Here is a 21,842-nt window from a genome sequence, read left to right as displayed (position 1 = left end):
ATGAAAATGCGCGACACTAAACTTAGTACCTTTGCCCAAATTCGCGACTTACCCTACCCAAACGATGTTGTATTTGGCTGTGCACTTATGCAGCGTATGCTGCCTAACTATCAGCTGTTTAGCCAATCCACTGGCTTTGGCGATGGCGCCGCGGCGCAAGCAACATTAAACTTAATATGGGAATGGTGCATGTCGCCTAAAAACAAGTTTAACGCGCCGGTGCAGCTTGAAAGGCTAGAAGAGATTATTCCAGACGTTGACAACTTTGAAAGCTTTGGTGTTTATCCTGCTTTAGACTTCTGCATGGCCTTGAGCTCAATGTTGCTGAGTTTTAGCAAAGAACATGAGGCGGTGGCGGTAACTATTGCGAAGCTAAGCCAAGGCTCTGTAGAAGCGTTTATTTTAGCTTCGGCTGAGGGTGAGCTAAGCAATGAGCAAATAAAGCAGGACCCGCTAATGGAATATGAAATTGAAACGCAGTTGAGCCTGCTGGAGTATTGTAAATCGAATAAAATAAGCAAAGAGTTTGTGAAGGAGTTACGCGCCGATATAATTGCTCAAGGGATCAGTAACTTAGGCTTGAGTGTTGAGTCGCATAGTTAGGGTATATGCCCATACCGCGCGTTTTTAATTCCAACCCTGCAACCACTTTTCAGCGTCTTCTAAATCTCGCCATTGGATGGTAAATTCACGTTTTGACATAAGCGCCTGCAGCACACACTCAACAACGGCTTGGTCTTCATCAAGCACAACCTTAATCACCATAAAATGCTTTTCTTTATCGACAGGACATGTCGCCGTCCATTTGCTGTTGACGAGTTTTTTAGGACTAAATTTATTCAACTTGCTACCTTTTATTTTGCTTATTGTTATCTATTGTCTGTAAACACTTGAATGAAAATATCAATTGCCCACTGGTAATACCCTATCATACTCGACAAAATAGGGTCATATTTTCGTTATTCTACTTCGCGCAACTGGCACCAAGCTGACCCTAGAGAAAGTGAGTTTTAAGTCTCAGTTTATTGATTAAAAAAGTTCTGTATTCCCAAGCTATGTGATTAAAAGTAGCGGTTTCACTTAACTTTATAGCTGATTTCAAGTACAAATACGTGTCGGTTTTTGCCGCGTCAAATGACATACAAAACCGTGAAAATTTAGGATTGAAGCATACAATTTTATGAAGTTTACAAAGGAATATAATGTGAAGAAATTTTTAGGGTATTTTAGTTCGTCGCTCTTATCGCTCTCGTTAGTAGTGTCAATAAGTGGAGCTGGTGGTGCTAACGATAGCGTAAATAGTAGCGCAAATGAAGCAGTAAAGGGTACTACCCTTAGTGTTGAACGCCTGTGGCAGCTTGATCGTATTGGGCAGCCAGTGGTCTCTGCTGACGGCAAGTTTATAGTCGCACCCGTGTCTAGTTTTGAAGAAAAAGAAGATAAGGGGTCAACTCAACTCTGGTTATTTAACGATTCGCCCGACAGTGCGCGTGCCATCACCGCCAAAGGTCTCAGTGTCAGCCAAGCAGTGTTTTCACCCGACTCAAGTCACCTCGCCTTTATTAGTAAACGCGATAAAGACGACGCCGGTCAAATTTACCTCTTACCCATGACCGGCCCAGGCGAAGCGTTTCAGCTAAGCAATGTGCCCACAGGCGCGTCTAACCTCAAATGGGTAGGCTCGCACCTTTATTTCACAAGCTCTGTTTGGGCAGACAAAAGCTGGGACGAAATGACTCAGGCCCTAAAAGAACAAAAAGATAAGAAAGTGTCGGCTTGGCAATGGAACGCGCTGCCTTATGCAATGTTCGACAGATGGATTGATGAAGAGCGCCAGACACATGTATTTCGTATACCGGCTAAAGGCGGTGATATCGAACAAATCACCCAAAATTTTGGCTTAGAACTGCCGCGCCAATTCTATGGCGGCGAAAGCTTTGACATTGACCCCAGCGAAACACTTATCGCTTTTAATGCGAACGGTTGGGATAACACGGTCGATATTAAGTACGATATTTTTGTGGCTAACATTGGCGCCAGCGAAGCGGTGAATATCACCAAAGACAATGATGCGCCCGACTCTTCACCTAAATTCAGTCCAAATGGGAAAACCTTGGCGTTTTTGAGTCAAAAAATTCATGGTTTTTATGGCGACACCATGCGCATAAAACTATATTCTATTGCTGATAAAAGCGTGTCGGATGTAAACGAAAGCTGGGACCGCTCGGTGTCTAACATTCAGTGGGCAGCTAACAGCAAAGGCTTTTACAGCCAAATTGATGACGCCGCTACCCGCCGTCTATATTATATCGACGCAAGTAATGGCGAGGTAAAAGCGATTACCAAGGCGACAAACTTTGGTCTGCCGGTGCAGCTGTCGAGTAAGTACTTAGTGGCCACCAATGAAAGCTTCTTGCATCCCGCTAGGCTGGTTAAAATCGCTATACGAAACGGCGCGTTTTCGCGTTTAGACAACTTTAACGACCATGTACTCGCGCAAGTTGAGTTAGGCACCTACGAATCTGTCACTTATAAGGGTGCTGAAGGAAAAGATATCCAAATGTGGGTACATTACCCGCCGGGCTTTGACAAGCGCAAAAAGTACCCTTTATTCTTATTAATCCACGGCGGTCCTCATAATGCTATTACCGATGGTTTTCATTATCGCTGGAATGCACAAACATTTGCCTCGTGGGGATATGTAACGGCTTGGCCTAATTTTCATGGCTCAAGTGGTTTTGGACAAGACTTTGCAGACTCTATTAACCCAGATTGGAAAACTAAGCCGCTTGCAGATGTACAGGCCGCCACCAACTGGTTTATGCAAAAAGACTGGATAGACTCTGAGCGTATGGTCGCGGGCGGGGCCAGCTATGGCGGCTATCTTAGCTCTATTTTGTTAGGCACCGAACACCCTTTTAAAGCCCTGCTGATCCATGCTGCGGTATATAACATGTACTCGCAAATGGCAGCCGATTTTGCGGTGCACTCCACACGCTTTGGCGGCTATTGGGAGAACCCTGATATTTACAAATCAATTTCGCCGCATTATTTTGCAGACAAATTTGCTACGCCCACCTTAATCAGCCACGGACAGTTAGACTACCGGGTGCCAGTTGGACAGGGGTTTGAGCTTTTTAGAACCTTACAAACCAAAGGTGTTGACTCGCGCATGATCTATTTCCCCGACGAAAACCATTGGGTGTTAAAGCAAAATAACTCGGTGTATTGGTATAATGAAGTGAAAGACTGGATGACACGCTATGCACACCCTAACGGTAGATAGTAGACGTCACTAGATAGCGTAAGCTATGAGTTGAAAGCTTCGTATCGAAATGTTGAGCTAGGCTGCAAAACCTTCTAAAATGACGATGTTTTTAACTTTCAATTGAGACTTTTCTGCGTCACACATTAAGTCTTCCTAAGTTACTGAAGAAACACGTAGTTGTTCAATATGGGAATTGAAAAGTCGCTTCAGGTGGAGTGGCTTTTATTTGATAAGTAAATTCTTTAGTAATAGTGATTATGTCTTAAAATATTTTGCCAACATTGGCGAGTCTGGTACGTTATAAATATCCCCTAAGTCAGATTTAATGTCTGTAAAAATGGCGGCTATTTTTAATAAATGGTAAAGATGAAATCCATGTTTATAGTTCAGATAAACGCGTGAACTTTACAGAGTAGCGATTAGCAAAATAGCTGGCGACTCGGAGTGTTATTATTAGAGTTGGCATTCAGGATTGAAGGAATGTACAGGGACTAAATCTACTATTGCTGATTCTGTAAGCAAAGCAGTGCTAACGTTCGAAAAGACTTTAAATGGCCGAAAAGTAGGATGCTTTTTTTGACACCTAAATCTGTTATGGTAACGAGTATTAACTTACAAAATAAAGAGTGCAATTATGAAATTAGGTTTACTGTCTTTGAGTTTAAAAGTCGCAGATATTGCGGTTTCAAAAGCATTTTATGAGAAATTAGGGTTTAGCCAAATGGACGGGCATATAGATCAAAAGTGGTTAATAATGAAAGACCAAGATGATCAAGTGATCGGTTTATTTGAAGGCATGTTAAAGAAAAACATGCTGACCTTTAACCCCGGTTGGGGTGCTAATGGGCAAAACACAGATGATTATATTGACGTTAGATATTTACAAAAAATGCTTGGTAACGAGGGGATCGACTGTGGTCAATTGATTGGTGAAAACAGCAAAGGTCCGGCAAATTTTATGATGACCGACCCCGATGGCAATCCTATAATTGTTGATCAACAAAGATAGTTTCTATTTGTATCACGTATCGATTTTGCTTTTGAATAATCGCTCAGTTGCTTAACATCCTAGTATTCTGATTCTCTTGGATAATGAATTGCAATTATTTTAAAATTAGTTGGCAGCTAGCTGATATAAGCGGGCATTTACTTGGCTGGTTTTAAGCTCTTTGAGCAAACAAAACTGGGCCGGTAAGTCGTAGCTGTCGTTGTGGCTTGTTTCTATGTACACGTAGGCATTTTGTGCCAGCATATTTTCACTTACAAGCCTATCGATGCTGTTGGCCACCATCTCTTTTCCAAAAGGAGGGTCGATAAATACTATATCAAACTGTTTAATTGCCGCGCTGGTAAACTCATGGCTTAATGCACTAGCATTTACAACATCTGCCTTATCTGTTTCTCGCAGAGTGGCTAGGTTATCGCTAATTTGCTGAGCAACAACTCTGTCGTTTTCAATGAATACGATATGTGCGGCGCCGCGCGAAAGCGCCTCTATTCCAAGGCTGCCACTGCCGGCAAACATGTCTAAACAAGTGGCTTGGTTAATAGACGACATAAGCCAGTTAAACAGTGTTTCTTTCACTCTGTCGCCTGTTGGGCGTAAGCCTTCATGCACAAGCACGGGAAGTCGCCGGCCTCGATGTTCACCGGCAATAATGCGGACTAAACCACGGCTCATTTTGACATTTTTAGCGCGATTGGCCCCGCTTGACGGTTTTCTGCACTTGTGTGTTGGTGACATAGGCTAACAAAATGGTATGATTAAAGTATGGATTGCCTCAGTATATCAACAATTAAACAGCGAAGCGTACACAAAGATGTCAAAATTATTCAGTTGGTTTAAAAAAGACAAGCCAAAGCAAGACAGCGCCGACTCATTAGCGAAGACTGAAGCAGAAGAACTAGCGCTTGAACAGCTCCTTAGTGACAAAGAGCAGGTGGATAGCGACGATTCTGCGCGGGCTTTAGAAGATCATGGTAGTCACAAAAAAGAGCACAAAGGCGACGTAGAGGCTTCAGGAAAAAAGGCTACAAAGGACGCTGTGGATGATATATCACCAGATGCTGAGGCAAGGGTATCTGGGCGCGCACAAGAAGTTTCGCTTCCTGAATCAAATGTCCATGCAGAATCAGAAAAATTAGACGCTAGCACTGTCGTGAAACCGCAAGCAAAAACAATAGACGCAAGCGCCAAAGTTAGTTTTTTTGCACGCTTAAAAGTGAGCTTGTCTAGAACTAAAAATACCATAGGCAGTGGTTTTAGCGGCCTATTACTTGGTAAAACCATTGATGATGAGCTCTTTGAAGAACTTGAAACACAGTTGCTTTTGGCTGATGTTGGTATGAGCACCACCACTAAAATTATTAGCCAATTAACCAAAAATGCTAAAAGCTCATCGCTTAAAGACGGCGTGGCATTGTCTGCGCTGCTGCAGTCACAGATGCAAACTATTTTAGATAAAGTAGACAAGCCAATAGATTTTAGTATAGCCAAGGATGACGAGGGCAAGAAACACCCCTTCGTTATTTTAATGGTGGGTGTAAACGGTGTGGGTAAAACAACCACTATCGGCAAGCTAGCCAAACAATTTCAAGCGCAAGGTAAAACAGTGATGTTGGCGGCTGGCGACACCTTTAGGGCCGCAGCCGTTGAGCAGCTCCAAGTGTGGGGTGAGCGTAACAATATTCCCGTAGTAGCGCAGCATACTGGCGCTGACAGTGCGTCGGTCATATTCGACGCCATTGAATCGGCAAGTGCAAAAAAGGTTGATATTTTAATTGCAGACACTGCGGGCCGCTTACAAAACAAAGACCATCTGATTGAAGAGCTCAAAAAAGTGGTCAGAGTAATGAAAAAACTCAATCCCCATGCACCACACGAAATTATGCTGACCTTAGACGCAAGTACGGGCCAAAATGCTATTAGCCAAACGAAAATATTCAATGAAGCGGTGGGTATAACCGGGATTAACTTAACCAAACTTGACGGCACTGCTAAAGGCGGCGTTATTTTTGCTTTAGCTGACCAATTCGCCATTCCCGTTCGTTACATTGGCATTGGCGAAGGCATAGACGACTTAAGAGAGTTTGAGTCAAAAGCTTTCGTAGAAGCATTGTTTTCTGAGTGATTCCCTTGCTGTAAGTCATCTTAGCGGGCCTCATATGTGTTTGCGTGATGTTGCTCTTTAGCCATCAAGCGTTTTATTAACCAAGGTGCACAATGATAAAGTTTGAAGAAGTGAGCAAAACTTATCCTGGCGGTCAGCAGGCCCTAAGCAAGGTTGATTTCCATGTTGAACAAGGTGAAATGGCCTTTTTAACAGGCCATTCAGGCGCAGGAAAAAGCACGCTACTCAAACTTATCAGTTTAATGGAACGCCCTAACGTGGGCCGCGTACTAATAAATGGGCATGACTTAGGTAAGGTAAAGCGCAAGCAAGTTGCCTATATTCGCCGAGACATTGGCATGATTTTTCAAAGCCACCAACTGCTGATGGGAAAGTCAGTGTTTGACAACGTTGCGCTACCTTTAATTATTGAAGGACACACGCGCAAAACGATTTTTAAGCGAGTAGACGCGGCGCTTGAAATGGTAGGCCTGCGCGATAAGACGAAAAGCTTGCCTATTACCCTGTCAGGCGGTGAGCAGCAGCGCGTTGGTATTGCCCGCGCGGTGGTTAACAGACCGCCTTTGTTATTAGCCGACGAACCTACCGGTAACCTAGATCCGAAGCTCTCAATGGAAATTATTCGTTTATTCGAAGATTTTAATAGCGCCGGTGTGTCGGTGTTTATCGCTACCCATGATTTAGGCCTAATAGCGCGTATGAAATACAGAACCCTCACCCTTAAAGGTGGGCGCATGATCACCGACGGCCTATCGCAGCAGGGCGGTTGGTCATGAGCCTGTTATTTAGAGGACGCCAGCAAGCGAGCAGCCACAAGGTGAGCGTGATGCAACGCTTTTTTATGTTTTTCGCCGACCATTTTCGCCAAGGTATTAACAGCTTAGGCGAGCTTTATCGTATGCCTTTTGCATCGCTCATGACTATTGGTGTGCTGGGTTTTAGTATAACGCTGCCAAGTACCCTGTATATTATGGTTGAAAATACCGAGCAGGTAACTGAGCAGTGGCAGCAGGCTTCTGAAATATCCCTGTTTTTACGATCCGACGTTAACGACACCCAAGCTCAGCAGCTTATAGGCCGTTTAAGCAGTTGGAATGAAATTAACAGCGTTAAATTTGTGTCATCGCAGCAGGGTTTAGAAGAGTTTCAGCGTTTGTCGGGTTTAGGCGAAGCGCTCGATTACTTAGATGAAAATCCGTTTCCGCCGGTGGTGTTAGTGATCCCCACTTCTAAACACGCTAGCCCTAAAGCCGCCGCAGATTTACTCGACAAACTGCGTAAAGAGCGCGAGGTCGACATAGGCAAGCTTGACATAGAATGGTTAGAGCGCTTGTACGGATTGCTATCAATAGCTAAAGAGCTTGTTTACTTGCTTTCCACACTGCTATTTTTTGCTGTAGTGCTCATAATTGGTAATACTATTAGGCTAAATATACTCAGCAAACGCGACGAAATACTGGTTATGAAGCTAGTGGGCGCCACCGACGCGTTTATTCAGCGGCCATTTCTGTATACCGGATTCTGGTTTGGTCTATTAGGCGGCCTTATGGCGTGGGTCACGGTTACCTGCATTCTTATTTGGATTGGCTGGAGCCTAGATGCGTTTATGCAGCAGTATCAAATTCAGCTAGATATTACGGGCTTAAATATTCAGGCACTGGTATTTATGCTGCTGCTGTCAGTATTTTTGGGATTGCTAGGCTCGTTTTTATCTGTACAAAAGCACGTTGACGAGATTGAGCCGAAGTAAGTAAATGGGGTATATAAATTGTTAGGCAAAGATTTCTTTTTGCAGCGTAAAAACTGGCTCTCTGGCAAATATATTCATCATAGTTTGTGACTGATCATTGAATATTCTATTTTATTAATGCATAGCGTACGAGTGCATACAAGGTGTTTTTAAACTTCATGCGCAGCATGTGTGCCAGCAAATTAGCTTATCGACGCCATGAAGTTCTTGCGTGGCGTTAGCACTATTAACTTAGTTTAATTAATTAATTGCTTACTTTTTGCTGTAAAGGTATATAATTAAAATTAACTGGAGTTTGAGTTTACATACTTAATCCCAATCACTTATTAGATAAATAAAGTTTCAAACTATTATGCCGAACTTAAGGCTTATCATTAGGTCGTATAGCTAACATAATATTTATAATGCAATTCAAGCAGTACAAAGCAAAGAGGTAACAATGAACCACGACATTCAATCATCCTTAGCCTTAACGGTCTCTCATGGCGGCAGTATCGAAAGCTACGTACAGGCTGTGTCGAGTATAAAAATGTTATCGGCAGAAGAAGAAAAATCATTGGCAGTTCGTTTATTTGAAAACGAAGATTTAGAGGCAGCGCGTAAATTAGTTATGTCGCACCTACGCTTTGTAGTACATATTGCAAAGTCATATGCAGGATACGGTTTACCCCAAGCCGATTTAATCCAAGAAGGTAATATCGGCCTAATGAAGGCGGTTAAGCGTTTCGACCCAAATGTAGGCGTGAGACTGGTTTCATTCGCGGTGCATTGGATTAAAGCTGAAATTCACGAATTCGTGTTGAAAAACTGGCGCATCGTTAAAATTGCGACAACTAAAGCTCAGCGTAAATTGTTTTTCAATTTGCGTAAAGCGAAAAAGCGTCTTGGTTGGTTTACGCATGCAGAAGTGCAGAAGGTGGCCGAAGAACTCAACGTCAGCACAAAAGAAGTACTGCAAATGGAGTCGCGCATGGCCAGTCAAGACACCGCTTTTGACTTAGGCAACGACGATGACGAGTCGGCTTCGTTTAGCCCCGCTCAGTATTTAGAAGACCAAAGTACTGATGTTGAAACATCCGTCATTAATTCTGACATCGACAGCGCCGCGTCGAATCGCTTATATTCAGCCATTCGAACGCTTGATACACGTAGTCAGCACATCATTGAAACTCGCTGGTTATCTGATGACAAACTTACGCTGCAAGATTTAGCCGATGAGTATCAGGTGTCTGCAGAGCGAGTTCGTCAAATTGAAAAGAACGCGATGAAGAAGCTACAGGCGGCGATGTACGCTTAGTATTTCTTGCATACTTCATACAAAAAAGGGCCTTAGCGGGCCCTTTTTTGTTGTTGTCTCAAAAGCGGGTTTGCATACATTTGAAGTAGCTTATGTTGCTCACTTGGGTTCAGCGACATTAACTTATTATTGAGGTAATTATAGGCTACTTTGTATTCAGCATTATATGCAGTTCTTTTACTATCAGCTAAAGCGTTAGTTTCGCTTTGTTTAGCGTTGAGTAAATCTAAGGCAACCTTTGATGTAGCAAAAATTTGATAGCCATTGAGAATTTCTGAGTCAATAAAAGTGGCAACTTCTTTGGCGCTAGAGAATTGACTGCCCACCAACTTACCAAAATGCACATGCACTTTGCCTTTTCTGCCGGTAATGCCGTTAACAATACTGCGCATGTCCTCATTATCAGGCTTCTCGTAGCCGCCTTCGTTTTCTGACTGCTGAAGCTCTTTTGCTTTATTGGCGTCACAGGGGTCGAATTCGTATGAAATTGATACCGGTACTATTCTTAAATTATTCACATATTCGCTAAATTCTGTGGATTTTGATTTATGCAAAGTAAGCATCGAAATAATAGCGGGATTGGTTTTGTCAATGCCGTCTTTGGCGCGACCTTCGCGCTGAGCGATCCACAAATGCTGTTTATCTACCTGCAGCGATTGTTGCATATATTCGCTTAGTAGCTTAGCGGCGTTTAGCTTCTCACGCCTGCCTTCTACTGAACGTTCAACCACAAAGCATTTGTTTAAGCGAAGTAACTCAGCCACCCAGTTTTTATCAAATAAATTATCGCCCACAGCAATTCGAACCGTGTTTTGGCCGTTAATGTGCAGCACCCAGTTTACAAATGCGGGGTCTAATGCAATGTCTCGGTGATTGCTTATGAATAGGCAAGGTTTGGATATGTCTAAGCCTTCTAAGCCAGAAACGCTTAAAGAAGTGGTTGTATTCTTGATCATTTTTTTCATATACGGCTCAACTAAGCGCTGAAAATCGACCAAGGTATTCACTTTGTCTAGCTTTCTGCTGACAAACTGTTTCATTAAAAATGCCAGTATTGGGCTAATAAAGGCAGGTCTATTTGCAAATTGAAACCTGACTAAGGTGTCAATAAATTCTTTATTGCTTACCAACGAGCTTAATACTGAGGGTAAGTCATCGTTGTTATATGGCCTGATTTTGTCAAATTTGGATGTCATGTATGAGATTTTACTTCGTCAATTTTATAATGGCAGCCATGTTGGCTAATGGCCGCATTTTTATTATTAATAAACTTCGAAACAGTGTAGTCAATAATGAGATGTTTGTCGTTTATATTCGTCAAAGAAAGTACTTATACTTTGGTAAAAAATTGGAAACTGTGAAATATTATTATGCCCCGCTGCTTGAATTACAATTAGTCTTGCTGGTTCAAGCGCCAAAGCACTGGCTAGCGTCTGGCTATGTTTGTTGGGAATGAGCTTGTCTTGTGCGCCGACAATAATTAATACTTGGCTGTTAACGTGTTTTGCTAAAGCCACAGAGTCATATTTGTCTTTTAATAAAAGTGATACAGGGTAAATAGGAAAGCTGTTTTGCGCAACGGCTAAAATACTGTCGTATGGGCTTATCAATACCAACTGGTCTACTACTCTATTGGCAGCTACGTATATAGCCACGCCTGTGCCCAAACTTCTGCCCATAATGGCGACTTGCGAATGCTGCGTTTTTACTTTATCAAACACCGCTAGCGCATCTGAGAATAGACCTGCTTGTGTCGGCTTGCTGGAGCTGCCGCCATAGCCGCGATAATTAACCAAGTATATTGTTTTGTTGCCAAACGTAGACGAGAAATCCTGTGCGTTTGCGATAACCGGCTCTGCATTGCCGCCAAAGTAAATAAGAGCTTCATCGTTACCTTGATTAAGTACAATAATCTGAACAGTCACGTCCTCATTTAGTAGACTAAGTTCTTCATAATTGTGACTATAAACTGGCGTTGGCATATACAGTAGGTTTCGCTGAAACACATACAGCAGCGCGAATCCTAAAAGATATATGCCTAATAGAGTGTAAATTACATTTTGAATACTTTTATCCTCACATCTAGGTTCATGGCTGCAACGTTGCTCTAACAAAAGCAGGCCTGCGATTATTCTAAAGCTAATATAAAGATATGTTAAAAAAAAGATAATAGTTTTTATTGAAACGTTAAATTTTTCACGCTTCTTCACACTTCTTCACGCGCGCCAAGACACTAAAGTCACAAGAACTAATCGCGGTTTTAAACGTGGCTTATGACCACAGTAAATTTGTGTCCACCCCTGCAGCCCAGTGAAGGGCATAAGCCCACTTTGGTAAGAGCGAGTCTACACTGATGGTGTCGAAAATACGGGAGTGTGGTTTGTTGAAAAAAGCACTGGAAACGTCTTTTTCCAAACTCAACAGTTTGATGTTAAGGTCAAATATAACCACTACCGCACACAATAGATTCAGTTGGGAATTACTTGGTACTGGTAATGTTAGTGCCCCGCCTTAGTCTCAATTCCTTATTGCCGGATTTGTCTAATTTTGAGTGTGATCAAGCGTCCGCATGTTAGATAGACGTACTTGTTAAGCATAAATAACTATCAAATTTGTAAAATATATGTTGAAAGAAATAAGAAACTCGCTTTTATTATATACTTTAGTTTATGTTAAAGGAGCATTGTTTATGAAAGCACGACTATTACCTTTTTTTTTCCTGTTAATGGCTTGCTCACCTGCGAGTGAGCAAAATGAAGCTGCTGAAGTCTTAAAGCAGCCAGTAAATCGACCAATCGACCAAATGAGCTCAGCGGACACCAAAACCAGCGCGGCACAGCAATGCAGCCTGGTATTGGGTTTTGACGCATGGGAACCTTATCAGTACGTCGATGTAGGCGGCCGAGTAGCGGGTTTAGACATTGAATTGATTTCAGGCGTTGTTAAAAATATAGGCTGTGAATTAAGGTATAAACAAGGCGCATGGGTCGACCTACTAGCCGATCTTGAAAAAGGCGATGTTGATATCTTGCTGGGTGCGTCGAAAACTGAAGCAAGGCAGCAGTTCGCATTTTTTAGTGACCCTTACCGAGTGGAAGAATTCTCTCTATACATTCGAAAAAATGATAAGGCGCAAGCTGAGCACGAATCTTTGGGCGAGTTTGTTGCCAACGGCGGCACTATAGGCATCGTTGCCGATTACCTATATGGCGCAGAAGTGTCTAACTTGCTCGATGATCCTGACACGTCTGGCCTATTTGAAAATGCCATAATGGGCGAGATAAATGTAGCAAGGCTGCTAGACGAAGATATTGCAGGTTTTCTAGAAGACAGTTTTGTAGGCGCCTCATTACTACGACGCAAGGCCTTGTCTGAGTTAATCGTGGCACAGGGCATTATTATTCAAACGGGCAATGTTTATGTCATGTTCAGTCGTGAAGGCTTTTCACAGCAGCAGCTTGAATCATTTAATGAAGAGTTGCAAAGCACCAAAGAAAGTTCAGGGTATCAAGACTTACTAACTGAATACGCTTACTAAGTGTTTAGCCAATTTAATTGATAGTCATTACTCAGCGCTGGGTAAAATCCAGTACTGCCCAGAAAACTCAGCCACCGCTTCTTGCTCGTCAAAAATATCGACGCGCAGTGAAGCGGGACACTTCTTGCCAATTTTAAGGAGTTCAAACTTGGCTGCGACCGATCCAATATTACAAATGCCGCGCGGTTTACTGCTAAGCGGTTTATGATAGCGAATACTGGCATCACCAAGCACAATTTCGCCCTCAAGCCCTTTTTGTTTGAGTTGCAAAAACAGCATCCCCCAGCCTGTTAACGTCGCTAATGAATAGACACTGCCTGCAAACATGGTGCCGTGAAGATTAATGTTTTTAATTAGCGAAGCCCTAGTCTCTATTGTGCGCATGGTATATTGATGCAGCTTAATGCCCATGTGTTCGGTGATAGGAATTTGGTCGTGCCATGTATTTTGTAGCTCTCGACACCACTTAGGATGTAACATAAGAACATTGTTCTCGACCAAATTTTTGAGCATTTGTTTACGTTTAAGTTTACCTGAATCAACGGGTGCATTTTCTGCAATAGCAAAGCCGCGGGCACTGAAAAACGCAATTGAGGACGCCCTTGAATTAGTCACAGCGCGCTTGGCGCCTAAGTCTCTTGATACTTGTTCTAGCGCGTCTAAAATGATTTGGCCAACGCCCTTTCGTCTGTACGCTTCAACTACTGCAATGTGCCTAATTTGTGCTTCGTCACTGTTGTTAAGGTGCACACGGCCGCAGGCCACAATGACACCGGCGCCCGTTTTTACGACTCTGTGTTCGCTAACGGTGTCATATTCATCTTTTTCAGAGCCAGGCGGGTGCCCCAAAGGTTCGTGTAGCCATGTCCACCGAAAATGGAAATAACGTTGAAGTTCTTCTTCGCTAATAGGCGCGCTAATAGTAAACACTGTGCATTCCTTATTGACGTTTTAAGATTGTAGATAAGCAAGACAACTTTAAAAAGGGTAAACCATATTTTATCAATAGCTTATTGATAGTGTATGAATGGCTGTTCATTCGCCAAGTTCCTACACCTTTAAGTAGAATGTGGCGGGGCCATCATTTATTAATTCAACTTGCATATTAGCACCAAACTGACCGCTTTTGCAGGGGCTATATGTACTGCTAAAATGGGTAATAAAGTCGTTGTATAAGCTTTCTCCTAATGCTGGTGGTGCGCTATTGGAAAACCCGGGGCGGTTTCCTTTTGCAGTATCAGCCACCAAAGTAAACTGAGATACCACCAGCAGTTCGCCGTTTACCGTCAACAAGTCAAGATTCATTTTTCCTTCTGCATCGCTGAATATTCGTAAATTAGCGACTTTTTTGGCTAATTTTTCAAGCTCAATATTGGTGTCGTTTTTTTCTACGCCAAGCAGTAACAATATCCCGATATTTATCCTGCTTATGCTCTGTTGATTGACACTTATGCTCGCGCTTCTCACGCGCTGAATTAGTCCTATCATACTGTTCCTGATTAGCCAATGGCTCAATTTTTTTTCAGTAATGCTCTTATTTGTTTAAGAGCGCTCACTAAGGCTTTGCTGGTGCCTTTTTCGGTTCCGCTGTGACCTGCGTCTTCTACGATGGTTAAGTGTGAATGCGGTAAGGCCTGGTGCAACTCTACTGCTGATGCACATTTACATACCATGTCGTAGCGACCATGTACTATATACACCGGTATTTCTTGTATTTTATGTGCCTGCTCAAGGATATGATTAGCGGGCATAAAACACCCGTTTACCACATAGTAACACTCAAGTAGTGCCAAGGAGTATACTTGCTGGTTTGAGGCACAGTCTATAATGGGCATTTTCATTTGCTTAAGCGTCGAGATACTACCTTCCCAATTGAACCAAGCCGAAGCGGCTCGGTGTCTTACGCTTTCATCGTTGTGGGTAAGCTGTTCTAAATACCAGCGGCATAAAGACTGCTCGTCTTGCTGGGGCTGTGGATTAGTTTTTGTAAAGTCAGCTACAAATTCACTGTACGCTTCAGGAAATACTTGACTTGCGCCTTGGGTGGCACTAGTAAACCAGTTGGCGTCTTGCTGCCTGCCCAGAAATATACCGCGCAGCACTAAGCCCGAAACGCGTTTTGGATGGGCAATTGCATACGCTAGGCCTAAGGTTGAGCCCCATGACCCACCAAAGATAAGCCATTTATCAACATTAAAAAACTCCCTTAATGCCTCAATGTCTTCGATTAATTTCGCGGTAGTATTGTTCTCAAGAGACCCAAAGGGCTGACTTTTACCGCATCCGCGCTGGTCAAAAGCGATAAGCCTGTGCTCGCCGTTCAAAAATGGCCAAAAATAATTCTGGCCAATACCCGAGCCCGGGCCGCCATGTATGAAAAGTGTAGGAATACCCGACAGACTGCCCGACTCTTCAACGTGTAAAGTGTGCCCGTCACTGGTTGCGAATTTAAATGTTTTAAGAGATTTTATACCGTCCAACATTGTTAATTCCTTGTTTCTTTAACCGGATATCTATTATCGTAACTTATATATTACGTTTAAAAATAAAAAAGTGACTATTTTCCTTTACTGAATCATTGTGTATGAAGAAAGCTATGTTTCACAAACGTTTATTACCCGCCGCGGCAGCTGTTTTGTTAATAGCTTGCGTATCTGCAATTATAGATAAATATTTTGATCTGTGGAAAAGCGAGTGATTCTTGTTGATAGAGTACAATATACGCAAGAGCCACAAAAAGAAGCGCAGCAGGAGTTTGATCGTGCCCTAGCGTAGTTTAGTGCAATAATTAATCTTGAGATTCTATTTCAGCCACATCAATGCCCATCTGTAGCATAATATTTCTCGCCTGAGTGGGGATTCTATGTTTATTATCTTTTTTCAAATCGATATCATCGGGCAATGGCTGACCGGTAAACGCATGTAAAAAAGCTTCGCATAATAGTTCTGAGTTAGTGGCATGACGCAAATTATTCATTTGCCTGCGCGTGCGTTCGTCAGTCAGCACCTGCAGTACCTTTATAGGAATTGACACGGTAACCTTTTTTACCTGCTCGCTTTTTTTGCCATGCTCTGCATAAGGGTGAATATATTTACCGTTCCATTGCGCCATTTTTTTATCGTTATGTGGGTTCAATCATTGTAAAAGTCTAACTGGTCTAGCGAAAAGGTCAATATAGACGTCTAAATTGCTTGACGTCTATCGCGCAATTTTCACTGTGGAATTTTGTAAATAATGCTGTAAGCCTTGCTGTATCATGTATTTTGGGCCTTAGTTTGCTAAGATATAGATTATAGAAATTAGGACATTTGTGATGCTCAGTGCATTATTAATGCAAATTATTGGTCTTAAGGCTATAGAGTCTTTTGGAGCGACGTGGAAATGTTACATAAATTTAAAGGCTACGGGAAAAGAAAAATGCCAATGTTGAGGTCAATTGCGATTAATTTTGCTAAAGACTTAATGGGCGAAAGAATCACGATAACGGCAGGGCACTTAGCTTACGTAAGCTTGCTGTCACTGGTACCAGTAGTCATGGTGTTTTTTATGGTGATGTCTGCCTTTCCTGCCTTTGAAGAGATCCGCGAGGAATTTGAAGAACTTATTTTCAGCAGTTTCGTACCCACCGCAGGTGACGTTGTGCAAAATTATATGACTGATTTTGTAGGCAATGCTTCAGGTATGGGCGCAACCAGTATTATTGTTCTCTTGGTGGTTGCAATTATGCTTATATCTAACATAGACAAAGCGTTTAACCATTTATGGAAAACCAAAAACGAGCGCCCTATCATTTTTACCTTTGCCATTTATTGGATGGTGATCACCCTAGGACCCTTGTTGATAGGTGTGAGTATTGCGGTTAGCTCTTATTTAGGCAGTTTAGCCACGTTTGCCGACGACTATACGCCTGGTTTTGGCACTGCAGCACTTGCGCTGGTGCCTTGGCTAGCCGCTATAGGCTGTTTCATGCTCTTATACATGATAGTTCCTAACCGGCATGTACGTGCAAAATACGCATTATTTGGTGCTTTGTTGGCCACTGCACTATTTGAAGTAACCAAGCAGGGCTTTGCCTTTTATATTTCTAATTTTCCGTCTTACGAAGTTATATATGGGGCTTTAGCGACCATTCCTATTTTATTTGTATGGGTGTATTTATTGTGGATAGTGGTGCTGCTTGGCGCAGTATTTACCTATAGCGTGACGATGACCTGTGAAGCCTTTGAAAAAGAAGAGGCATCGCGCGACGATGGGACTGCTTATTCACCCGTTAGTGAAAGCGGTGATAACGAACCTTCTTTGGAAAATACGGAAAATACGGAAAATGCAGTTAATACGCAAAGCTAAATGACGGTTGGAGGCGGTGATTAAAAAGCGCCATCGAGCACCGATTGCGTAAATTCTTTGCGCAAATAAAAGCCACGAGGCCGCGTTAAAATAGTACTACCGTTGTTGCCGATTGCTTCGGTGAGGGCGCTTCCGTCTGCTGCTTTAGGTCTCAGCTGCAGTACTTGGCCAATGCGCGCGGTAATAGATTCCACTTGGCCCAAGGATATCATATCCATAAGCTCCTCCCAGTCTTGCTGCATCAGCAAAGACTGCTTTGCACTGGGCTGCCACAAAATAGGTGAGCCGATAATGCGCTCACCAGGGGGGATATCACGTTCGCCTTGAATGGGTATCCACAGTACTTTTTGCAGTTTATTACGTACGTTTGAGGTTTCCCAAGTTACCCCCATCATATGTCGCAGCGGCGCATAGCACACGTAGGTTGTCTCTAAAGGGCGAAGCGCATAACTAAGCGGTAAGGTTTTCAGCTCTATGCCTAATTCAACAAAGTCTTGTTCGGGCTTGCTGCCTGCGGTGGCGCCTAAATAACATTCTATAAGCTGTCCACTCCAACCTTTGTGGCGCTTAAAGTTGTGCGGCACGTTTACCTTTAATTCACTAGCCACATCCGCAAGACATAGCCCCGCCAGCCGATGCGCGCGCATTAATAGGTCTTCTTGTGATGTTGGGGGTGCTTGTATTTTCATAAAACGGCAACAATTACTTTGATTAAGGCTAAGAATATGAAAGAATGAAAGTATATCAAAAAATAACCGCGTCAGGTAATCTAAGTGATTGATACCGAAGGGTTCCGCGCGAATGTTGGCATCATAATCTGTAATAAATCAGGACAAGTTTTCTGGGCCAGACGATATGGCCAACATTCATGGCAATTTCCGCAAGGTGGAATTGACAAGGGCGAGACTGCCGAAGAGGCAATGTATAGAGAGCTCAACGAAGAAGTTGGCTTGACACAAAAAGACGTAAAAATTGAGGCAGTGTCACGTAGTTGGTTGCGTTATAAACTGCCTAAACGGCTTGTGCGCAAGGGTACCGATCCGGTATGTATTGGTCAAAAGCAAAAGTGGTTTTTACTTTCACTCACATGCAAAGAGTCTGATGTAGACCTAGCGGCGACCGGACATCCTGAATTCGATGATTGGCGTTGGGTAAGTTACTGGTATCCTATACGTAATGTCGTGTCATTTAAACGCGACGTATATAGACGAATGATGAAGGAGTTTATGCCTTTTGTTATGCCAATCACTAAGTGCACCCCTTTGCCGCCAAGGCGAAATAGAAATAAGCATAGACACACCAAAACCTAGCGATTAGCACACGCTGCAATAGTTGGTGTAAGGCTTGCAGAGTCAGCATGTTTGCACACGTCTCGTCGTTATTTATTTTATCGTAAGGAACACAATGCTTACTGCCCTTAAGCAAATCATTCAAGAGGTAGGTCAAATACCCGACCTACAGCCTGCATTGATGCGCTTAGTCGAAATGGTAAAAGAAACAATGAGCGTAGACTCATGTTCTATTTATTTAACCGACTACGCTAAGCAAGAGCTCAGTTTAGTGGCCACTGTTGGGCTTGATCCTGAAGCTGTGGGTAAAGTAAAAATTGGTTTTTATGAAGGCCTGATAGGACTTGTAGGCGACCGCGAAGAACCGATTAACATCGAAAATGCGCCACAGCATCCAAAGTTTAAGCATTTCCCAGAGGTAAAAGAAGAAAAATTTCATGCCTTCATTGGCACACCTATTATTTATCAGCGAAAAGTACTGGGTGTTATTGCGATGCAGCAAGAAAGTATTCGTCGTTTTAGCGAAGACGAAGAGGCCTTTTTAATCACCCTAGCCGCTCAAATTGCATTAGAGATTGTGACCGCTGAAACACTGGGTAATTTAAACCTTGATAATAAGGTACTTATAAACGAGTCGCGTGTAGTTAACGGTATTCCTGGTTCGCCTGGTTTAGTCATTGGGCGCGGTGTTGCCTACAATGCAAAGCACGATCTCACACAATGGGTGGCGAAAAAGTCGGGCGACGCTAAAACGCAAGTTTCCCTCTACAGAAGTGCGGTTGAGATAACGCGCGCAGAGGTAGACCGGCTATCAGACCAAATAAAAGACAATATTCCAGAAGATGTAAGCGCTATTTTTCAACTTTATCATCAACTGTTAGACGCCAACAGTTTAGGGCGTGAAGTAGAGGCTAAAATACACGAGGGCTGGGATGCCGCATCGTCGTTAAAACTAGTGGTTGAAAGCTACGCCGCTAAGTTTGAGCGCATGAGCGACTCGTATATGCGTGAGCGCGCGATTGATATTATAGATTTATCTAACCGTATTTTGAGGAATATTGTAGGTGACAGCAACCAGCAGTTTTTACTCAATAAAGACAAACCAGATCATGAAAAGTATATTTTAGTTGCGCGCGAAATAAGTGCGCCTATGCTAGCGGAATTTCCAAGACATTTACTCGCTGGTATCATCTCAATTAAAGGCTCAAACAACAGCCATGCTGCTATATTAGCGCGCGCTATGGGCGTGCCTGCGGTTATGGGTTTGCATAAAATATCGCTCAATATTCTAAATGACCAAGAGCTATTTTTAGACGGGTATTCGGGCGAGGTTGTACTGAACCTGAATGAAAATAACCGCGCTGATTTTCAAGCACTCATAGCACAAGAAGAAGTGCTGCAAAGTAAAGTTACAGCACAGGCCGATAAGCCTAGCATTACCCTAGACGGCAAGCGTATTTCACTGCTTGTGAACGCAGGCTTGTCTGCGAATGTTGAAATGGAGCAGTTCTTACAAGGCGACGGGGTCGGTTTATATCGAACTGAAATTCCATTTATGATGCGAGAACGCTTTCCATCTGAACAAGAGCAATATGCGTTATATCATCGTTTATTAAGTGCGCATCCTAGTAAAGAAATTACCATGCGTACGCTAGATGTAGGCGGCGACAAACCGCTTTCCTACTTTCCTATTGTTGAAGATAATCCGTTTTTAGGCTGGCGCGGTATTCGACTTACGCTAGATCACCCCGATATTTTCTTAGTGCAGGTAAGAGCGATGCTGCGCGCCAGTATAGGACTGTCTAATCTGCATATTTTGTTACCTATGATTTCATGTATCAGTGAAGTGGTAGAGGCAAAACGCTTAATTAAGCAAGCGTTTTTAGAAGTTAAAGAAGACGCTTACGATCAGGGTAAATTACTGTCTAAACCGGCAGTTGGCGTGATGTTAGAGGTACCCGCAGTTATATTTCAAATAGAGCAGTTAGCGCAACATGTGGACTTTTTCTCTGTGGGTACGAACGATTTAACCCAATATTTGTTAGCCGTCGACAGAAATAATCCACGCGTATCGTCACTCTATTCTAGTTATCATCCGTCGGTGCTAAATGCCCTGCAGCAAATTGTCACAAAGAGCAATAAAGCAAATATTCCGGTGACAGTATGCGGTGAGCTAGCCGGTGAGCCGGCAGGTGCGGTTATTTTGCTTGCCATGGGGTATCGAAAGCTAAGCATGAACGCACATAGTTTACGCAAAATAAACTGGGTGTTGCGCAACACCGATATTTCTCATATGCAGGGGCTTCTCAATGTTTTACTGCGTCAAGACACACAGCAAGACGTCATTAGCTTAATAAACGATTATTTAGAAACCAAGCAGTTAGCAGGTTTAATTAGGGCAGGCAGTTAAATGGATGTTGCTATTATATTCTTCCTACTTTGTTTGGTATTAGGGTCGATAGTCGGCATATTTGCCGGGCTTTTAGGAATTGGTGGCGGCTTAATAATAGTGCCTGCGTTTTTGTTTATGGCACAGCATTTACTCAATATTGATATAGAGCATGCTATGCCCATGGCGATTGCGACCTCGCTTTCCACCGTCATCTTTACGGGTTTGTCATCGGCCAGAACCCATCTGAAACTGGGTAATATAGACACGTACATCGTGACTTACTGCGCTTTGGGTATTGCAGTAGGTGCCATTTTAGGCGCTTTTTTTGCAACTAAGATCTCTGGTGTGCTGCTACAGCGAATATTCGCTGGCTTGGTTATTGTGATTGCTTTGCAAATGATATTTGGGCGTAATAAGGTGTCAAGTTCTACCTTAGGTAAACCGTCGCTTGGGCTAATTGGTCTTGGCACCGGTTTTATTAGTGCGCTCATGGGTATAGGCGGCGGCGCACTTCTGGTGCCTATTTTAGTGTGGTTTCAAATTAACATTAAAAAAGCCATTGGCTGCGCTGCTTTATGCGGTGTGGTAGTAGCCAGCTTTGGCAGCGTAAGCTTCATTTACTCGGGTTTCAATAAGGAGTACTTGCCTGATTATTCACTTGGCTATGTATATCTACCTGCCACCTTCGGTATTGCTATCACGTCTATGATCACAGCGCGAATTGGTGCTAAACTTACTGCTAAATTAGACACTAAAAAACTCAAGAGAATTTTCGCAGTATTTCTGGTACTGGTGAGTATTCGTATGATCATAGGACTAGAATAAAAAT

The 21,842-nt window shown here is 42.9% G+C and carries 21 protein-coding genes; 12 read left to right on the top strand and 9 right to left on the bottom strand.

Translation table 11 applies throughout. The annotated features are described in order from the left end of the window. A complete protein-coding gene (locus BAE46_RS02665; RefSeq protein ID WP_006007488.1) occupies window positions 1-603 on the top strand; it encodes a YjaG family protein in 603 nt (200 codons plus the stop codon). A gap of 24 nt (window positions 604-627) precedes the next feature. Here BAE46_RS02665 and BAE46_RS02660 read toward each other — a convergent pair whose 3' ends face one another. After that, complete coding sequence (locus BAE46_RS02660; RefSeq protein WP_070111686.1) at window positions 628-843, bottom strand: TIGR02450 family Trp-rich protein; 216 nt, start codon at window positions 841-843, stop codon at window positions 628-630. A 415-nt stretch (window positions 844-1,258) separates the two neighbouring features. On the opposite strand from BAE46_RS02660, the gene BAE46_RS02655 reads away from it, so the two are divergent. Together BAE46_RS02655 and BAE46_RS02650 are read left to right on the top strand one after the other, a co-directional pair. Then, window positions 1,259-3,286, top strand: coding sequence for a S9 family peptidase (locus BAE46_RS02655; protein ID WP_070111824.1), 2,028 nt, complete (start codon window positions 1,259-1,261; stop codon window positions 3,284-3,286). A gap of 616 nt (window positions 3,287-3,902) precedes the next feature. After that, window positions 3,903-4,277 carry a VOC family protein gene (locus BAE46_RS02650; protein ID WP_006007484.1) on the top strand — a complete coding sequence of 125 codons (375 nt, stop codon included), beginning with the start codon at window positions 3,903-3,905 and terminating at the stop codon, window positions 4,275-4,277. A gap of 105 nt (window positions 4,278-4,382) precedes the next feature. Here the strand turns inward: BAE46_RS02650 and rsmD are convergent, their stop codons facing one another. Beyond that, the gene (gene rsmD / locus BAE46_RS02645) at window positions 4,383-5,012 is read right to left on the bottom strand and encodes a 16S rRNA (guanine(966)-N(2))-methyltransferase RsmD (RefSeq protein WP_051987355.1); all 630 of its coding nucleotides are present in this window, start codon (window positions 5,010-5,012) and stop codon (window positions 4,383-4,385) included. Between the two features lie 16 nt (window positions 5,013-5,028). Here rsmD and ftsY point away from each other — a divergent pair, with 16 nt between their 5' ends. The 4 genes from ftsY to rpoH all read left to right on the top strand — a co-directional run bounded on the left by ftsY (window position 5,029) and on the right by rpoH (window position 9,446). Continuing rightward, window positions 5,029-6,399 (top strand): signal recognition particle-docking protein FtsY, encoded by a 1,371-nt coding sequence (gene ftsY / locus BAE46_RS02640; RefSeq protein WP_425307089.1) that lies wholly within the window; start codon window positions 5,029-5,031, stop codon window positions 6,397-6,399. 92 nt (window positions 6,400-6,491) lie between these two features. After that, the gene (gene ftsE / locus BAE46_RS02635) at window positions 6,492-7,175 is read left to right on the top strand and encodes a cell division ATP-binding protein FtsE (RefSeq protein WP_006007481.1); all 684 of its coding nucleotides are present in this window, start codon (window positions 6,492-6,494) and stop codon (window positions 7,173-7,175) included. Further along, on the top strand, window positions 7,172-8,149 hold the full coding sequence (gene ftsX, locus BAE46_RS02630; protein ID WP_006007480.1) for a permease-like cell division protein FtsX: 978 nt from the start codon (window positions 7,172-7,174) through the stop codon (window positions 8,147-8,149). The genes ftsE and ftsX overlap by 4 nt, the downstream gene beginning before the upstream one ends. 439 nt (window positions 8,150-8,588) lie before the next feature. Continuing rightward, entirely contained in the window at window positions 8,589-9,446 is an 858-nt protein-coding gene (gene rpoH, locus BAE46_RS02625) for an RNA polymerase sigma factor RpoH (protein WP_006007479.1), read from the top strand. Window positions 9,447-9,478: 32 nt separating this feature from the next. Here the strand turns inward: rpoH and BAE46_RS02620 are convergent, their stop codons facing one another. Both BAE46_RS02620 and BAE46_RS02615 read right to left on the bottom strand, forming a co-directional pair. Next, window positions 9,479-10,642, bottom strand: a complete 1,164-nt coding sequence (locus BAE46_RS02620) for a 1-acyl-sn-glycerol-3-phosphate acyltransferase (protein ID WP_006007478.1) — start codon at window positions 10,640-10,642, stop codon at window positions 9,479-9,481. Between the two features lie 90 nt (window positions 10,643-10,732). Continuing rightward, window positions 10,733-11,428 carry an alpha/beta hydrolase gene (locus BAE46_RS02615; protein WP_083256790.1) on the bottom strand — a complete coding sequence of 232 codons (696 nt, stop codon included), beginning with the start codon at window positions 11,426-11,428 and terminating at the stop codon, window positions 10,733-10,735. A gap of 707 nt (window positions 11,429-12,135) precedes the next feature. On the opposite strand from BAE46_RS02615, the gene BAE46_RS02610 reads away from it, so the two are divergent. After that, window positions 12,136-12,984, top strand: coding sequence for a substrate-binding periplasmic protein (locus BAE46_RS02610; protein WP_070111685.1), 849 nt, complete (start codon window positions 12,136-12,138; stop codon window positions 12,982-12,984). Between the two features lie 27 nt (window positions 12,985-13,011). On the opposite strand, the gene BAE46_RS02605 is transcribed toward BAE46_RS02610, so the two are convergent. From BAE46_RS02605 to metJ, 4 genes are all read right to left on the bottom strand, one after another. Beyond that, window positions 13,012-13,914 (bottom strand): bifunctional GNAT family N-acetyltransferase/hotdog fold thioesterase, encoded by a 903-nt coding sequence (locus BAE46_RS02605; protein WP_006007470.1) that lies wholly within the window; start codon window positions 13,912-13,914, stop codon window positions 13,012-13,014. Between the two features lie 120 nt (window positions 13,915-14,034). Beyond that, window positions 14,035-14,472, bottom strand: a complete 438-nt coding sequence (gene dtd / locus BAE46_RS02600) for a D-aminoacyl-tRNA deacylase (RefSeq protein WP_006007468.1) — start codon at window positions 14,470-14,472, stop codon at window positions 14,035-14,037. Between the two features lie 23 nt (window positions 14,473-14,495). Continuing rightward, on the bottom strand, window positions 14,496-15,467 hold the full coding sequence (gene pip / locus BAE46_RS02595) for a prolyl aminopeptidase (RefSeq protein ID WP_006007466.1): 972 nt from the start codon (window positions 15,465-15,467) through the stop codon (window positions 14,496-14,498). 305 nt (window positions 15,468-15,772) lie between these two features. Further along, a complete protein-coding gene (metJ, locus tag BAE46_RS02590; protein WP_006007462.1) occupies window positions 15,773-16,096 on the bottom strand; it encodes a met regulon transcriptional regulator MetJ in 324 nt (107 codons plus the stop codon). Between the two features lie 312 nt (window positions 16,097-16,408). Between metJ and BAE46_RS02585 the strand changes: the two genes are divergently transcribed. Continuing rightward, on the top strand, window positions 16,409-17,332 hold the full coding sequence (locus BAE46_RS02585; protein WP_244884975.1) for a virulence factor BrkB family protein: 924 nt from the start codon (window positions 16,409-16,411) through the stop codon (window positions 17,330-17,332). A gap of 20 nt (window positions 17,333-17,352) precedes the next feature. On the opposite strand, the gene mutH is transcribed toward BAE46_RS02585, so the two are convergent. Beyond that, window positions 17,353-18,021 (bottom strand): DNA mismatch repair endonuclease MutH, encoded by a 669-nt coding sequence (gene mutH / locus BAE46_RS02580; RefSeq protein ID WP_006007458.1) that lies wholly within the window; start codon window positions 18,019-18,021, stop codon window positions 17,353-17,355. 84 nt (window positions 18,022-18,105) lie between these two features. Here mutH and rppH point away from each other — a divergent pair, with 84 nt between their 5' ends. From rppH to BAE46_RS02565, 3 genes are all read left to right on the top strand, one after another. Then, entirely contained in the window at window positions 18,106-18,642 is a 537-nt protein-coding gene (rppH, locus tag BAE46_RS02575) for an RNA pyrophosphohydrolase (RefSeq protein WP_040521140.1), read from the top strand. A 94-nt stretch (window positions 18,643-18,736) separates the two neighbouring features. After that, complete coding sequence (gene ptsP, locus BAE46_RS02570) at window positions 18,737-21,031, top strand: phosphoenolpyruvate--protein phosphotransferase (RefSeq protein WP_070111683.1); 2,295 nt, start codon at window positions 18,737-18,739, stop codon at window positions 21,029-21,031. Next, window positions 21,032-21,838, top strand: a complete 807-nt coding sequence (locus BAE46_RS02565) for a sulfite exporter TauE/SafE family protein (RefSeq protein WP_006007451.1) — start codon at window positions 21,032-21,034, stop codon at window positions 21,836-21,838. Window positions 21,839-21,842 lie beyond the last annotated feature (4 nt).

Source organism: Glaciecola punicea, from assembly GCF_001756615.1.
Classification (GTDB): Bacteria; Pseudomonadota; Gammaproteobacteria; order Enterobacterales; family Alteromonadaceae; genus Glaciecola; species Glaciecola punicea.
This window is presented reverse-complemented; position numbering and strand designations above follow the sequence as displayed.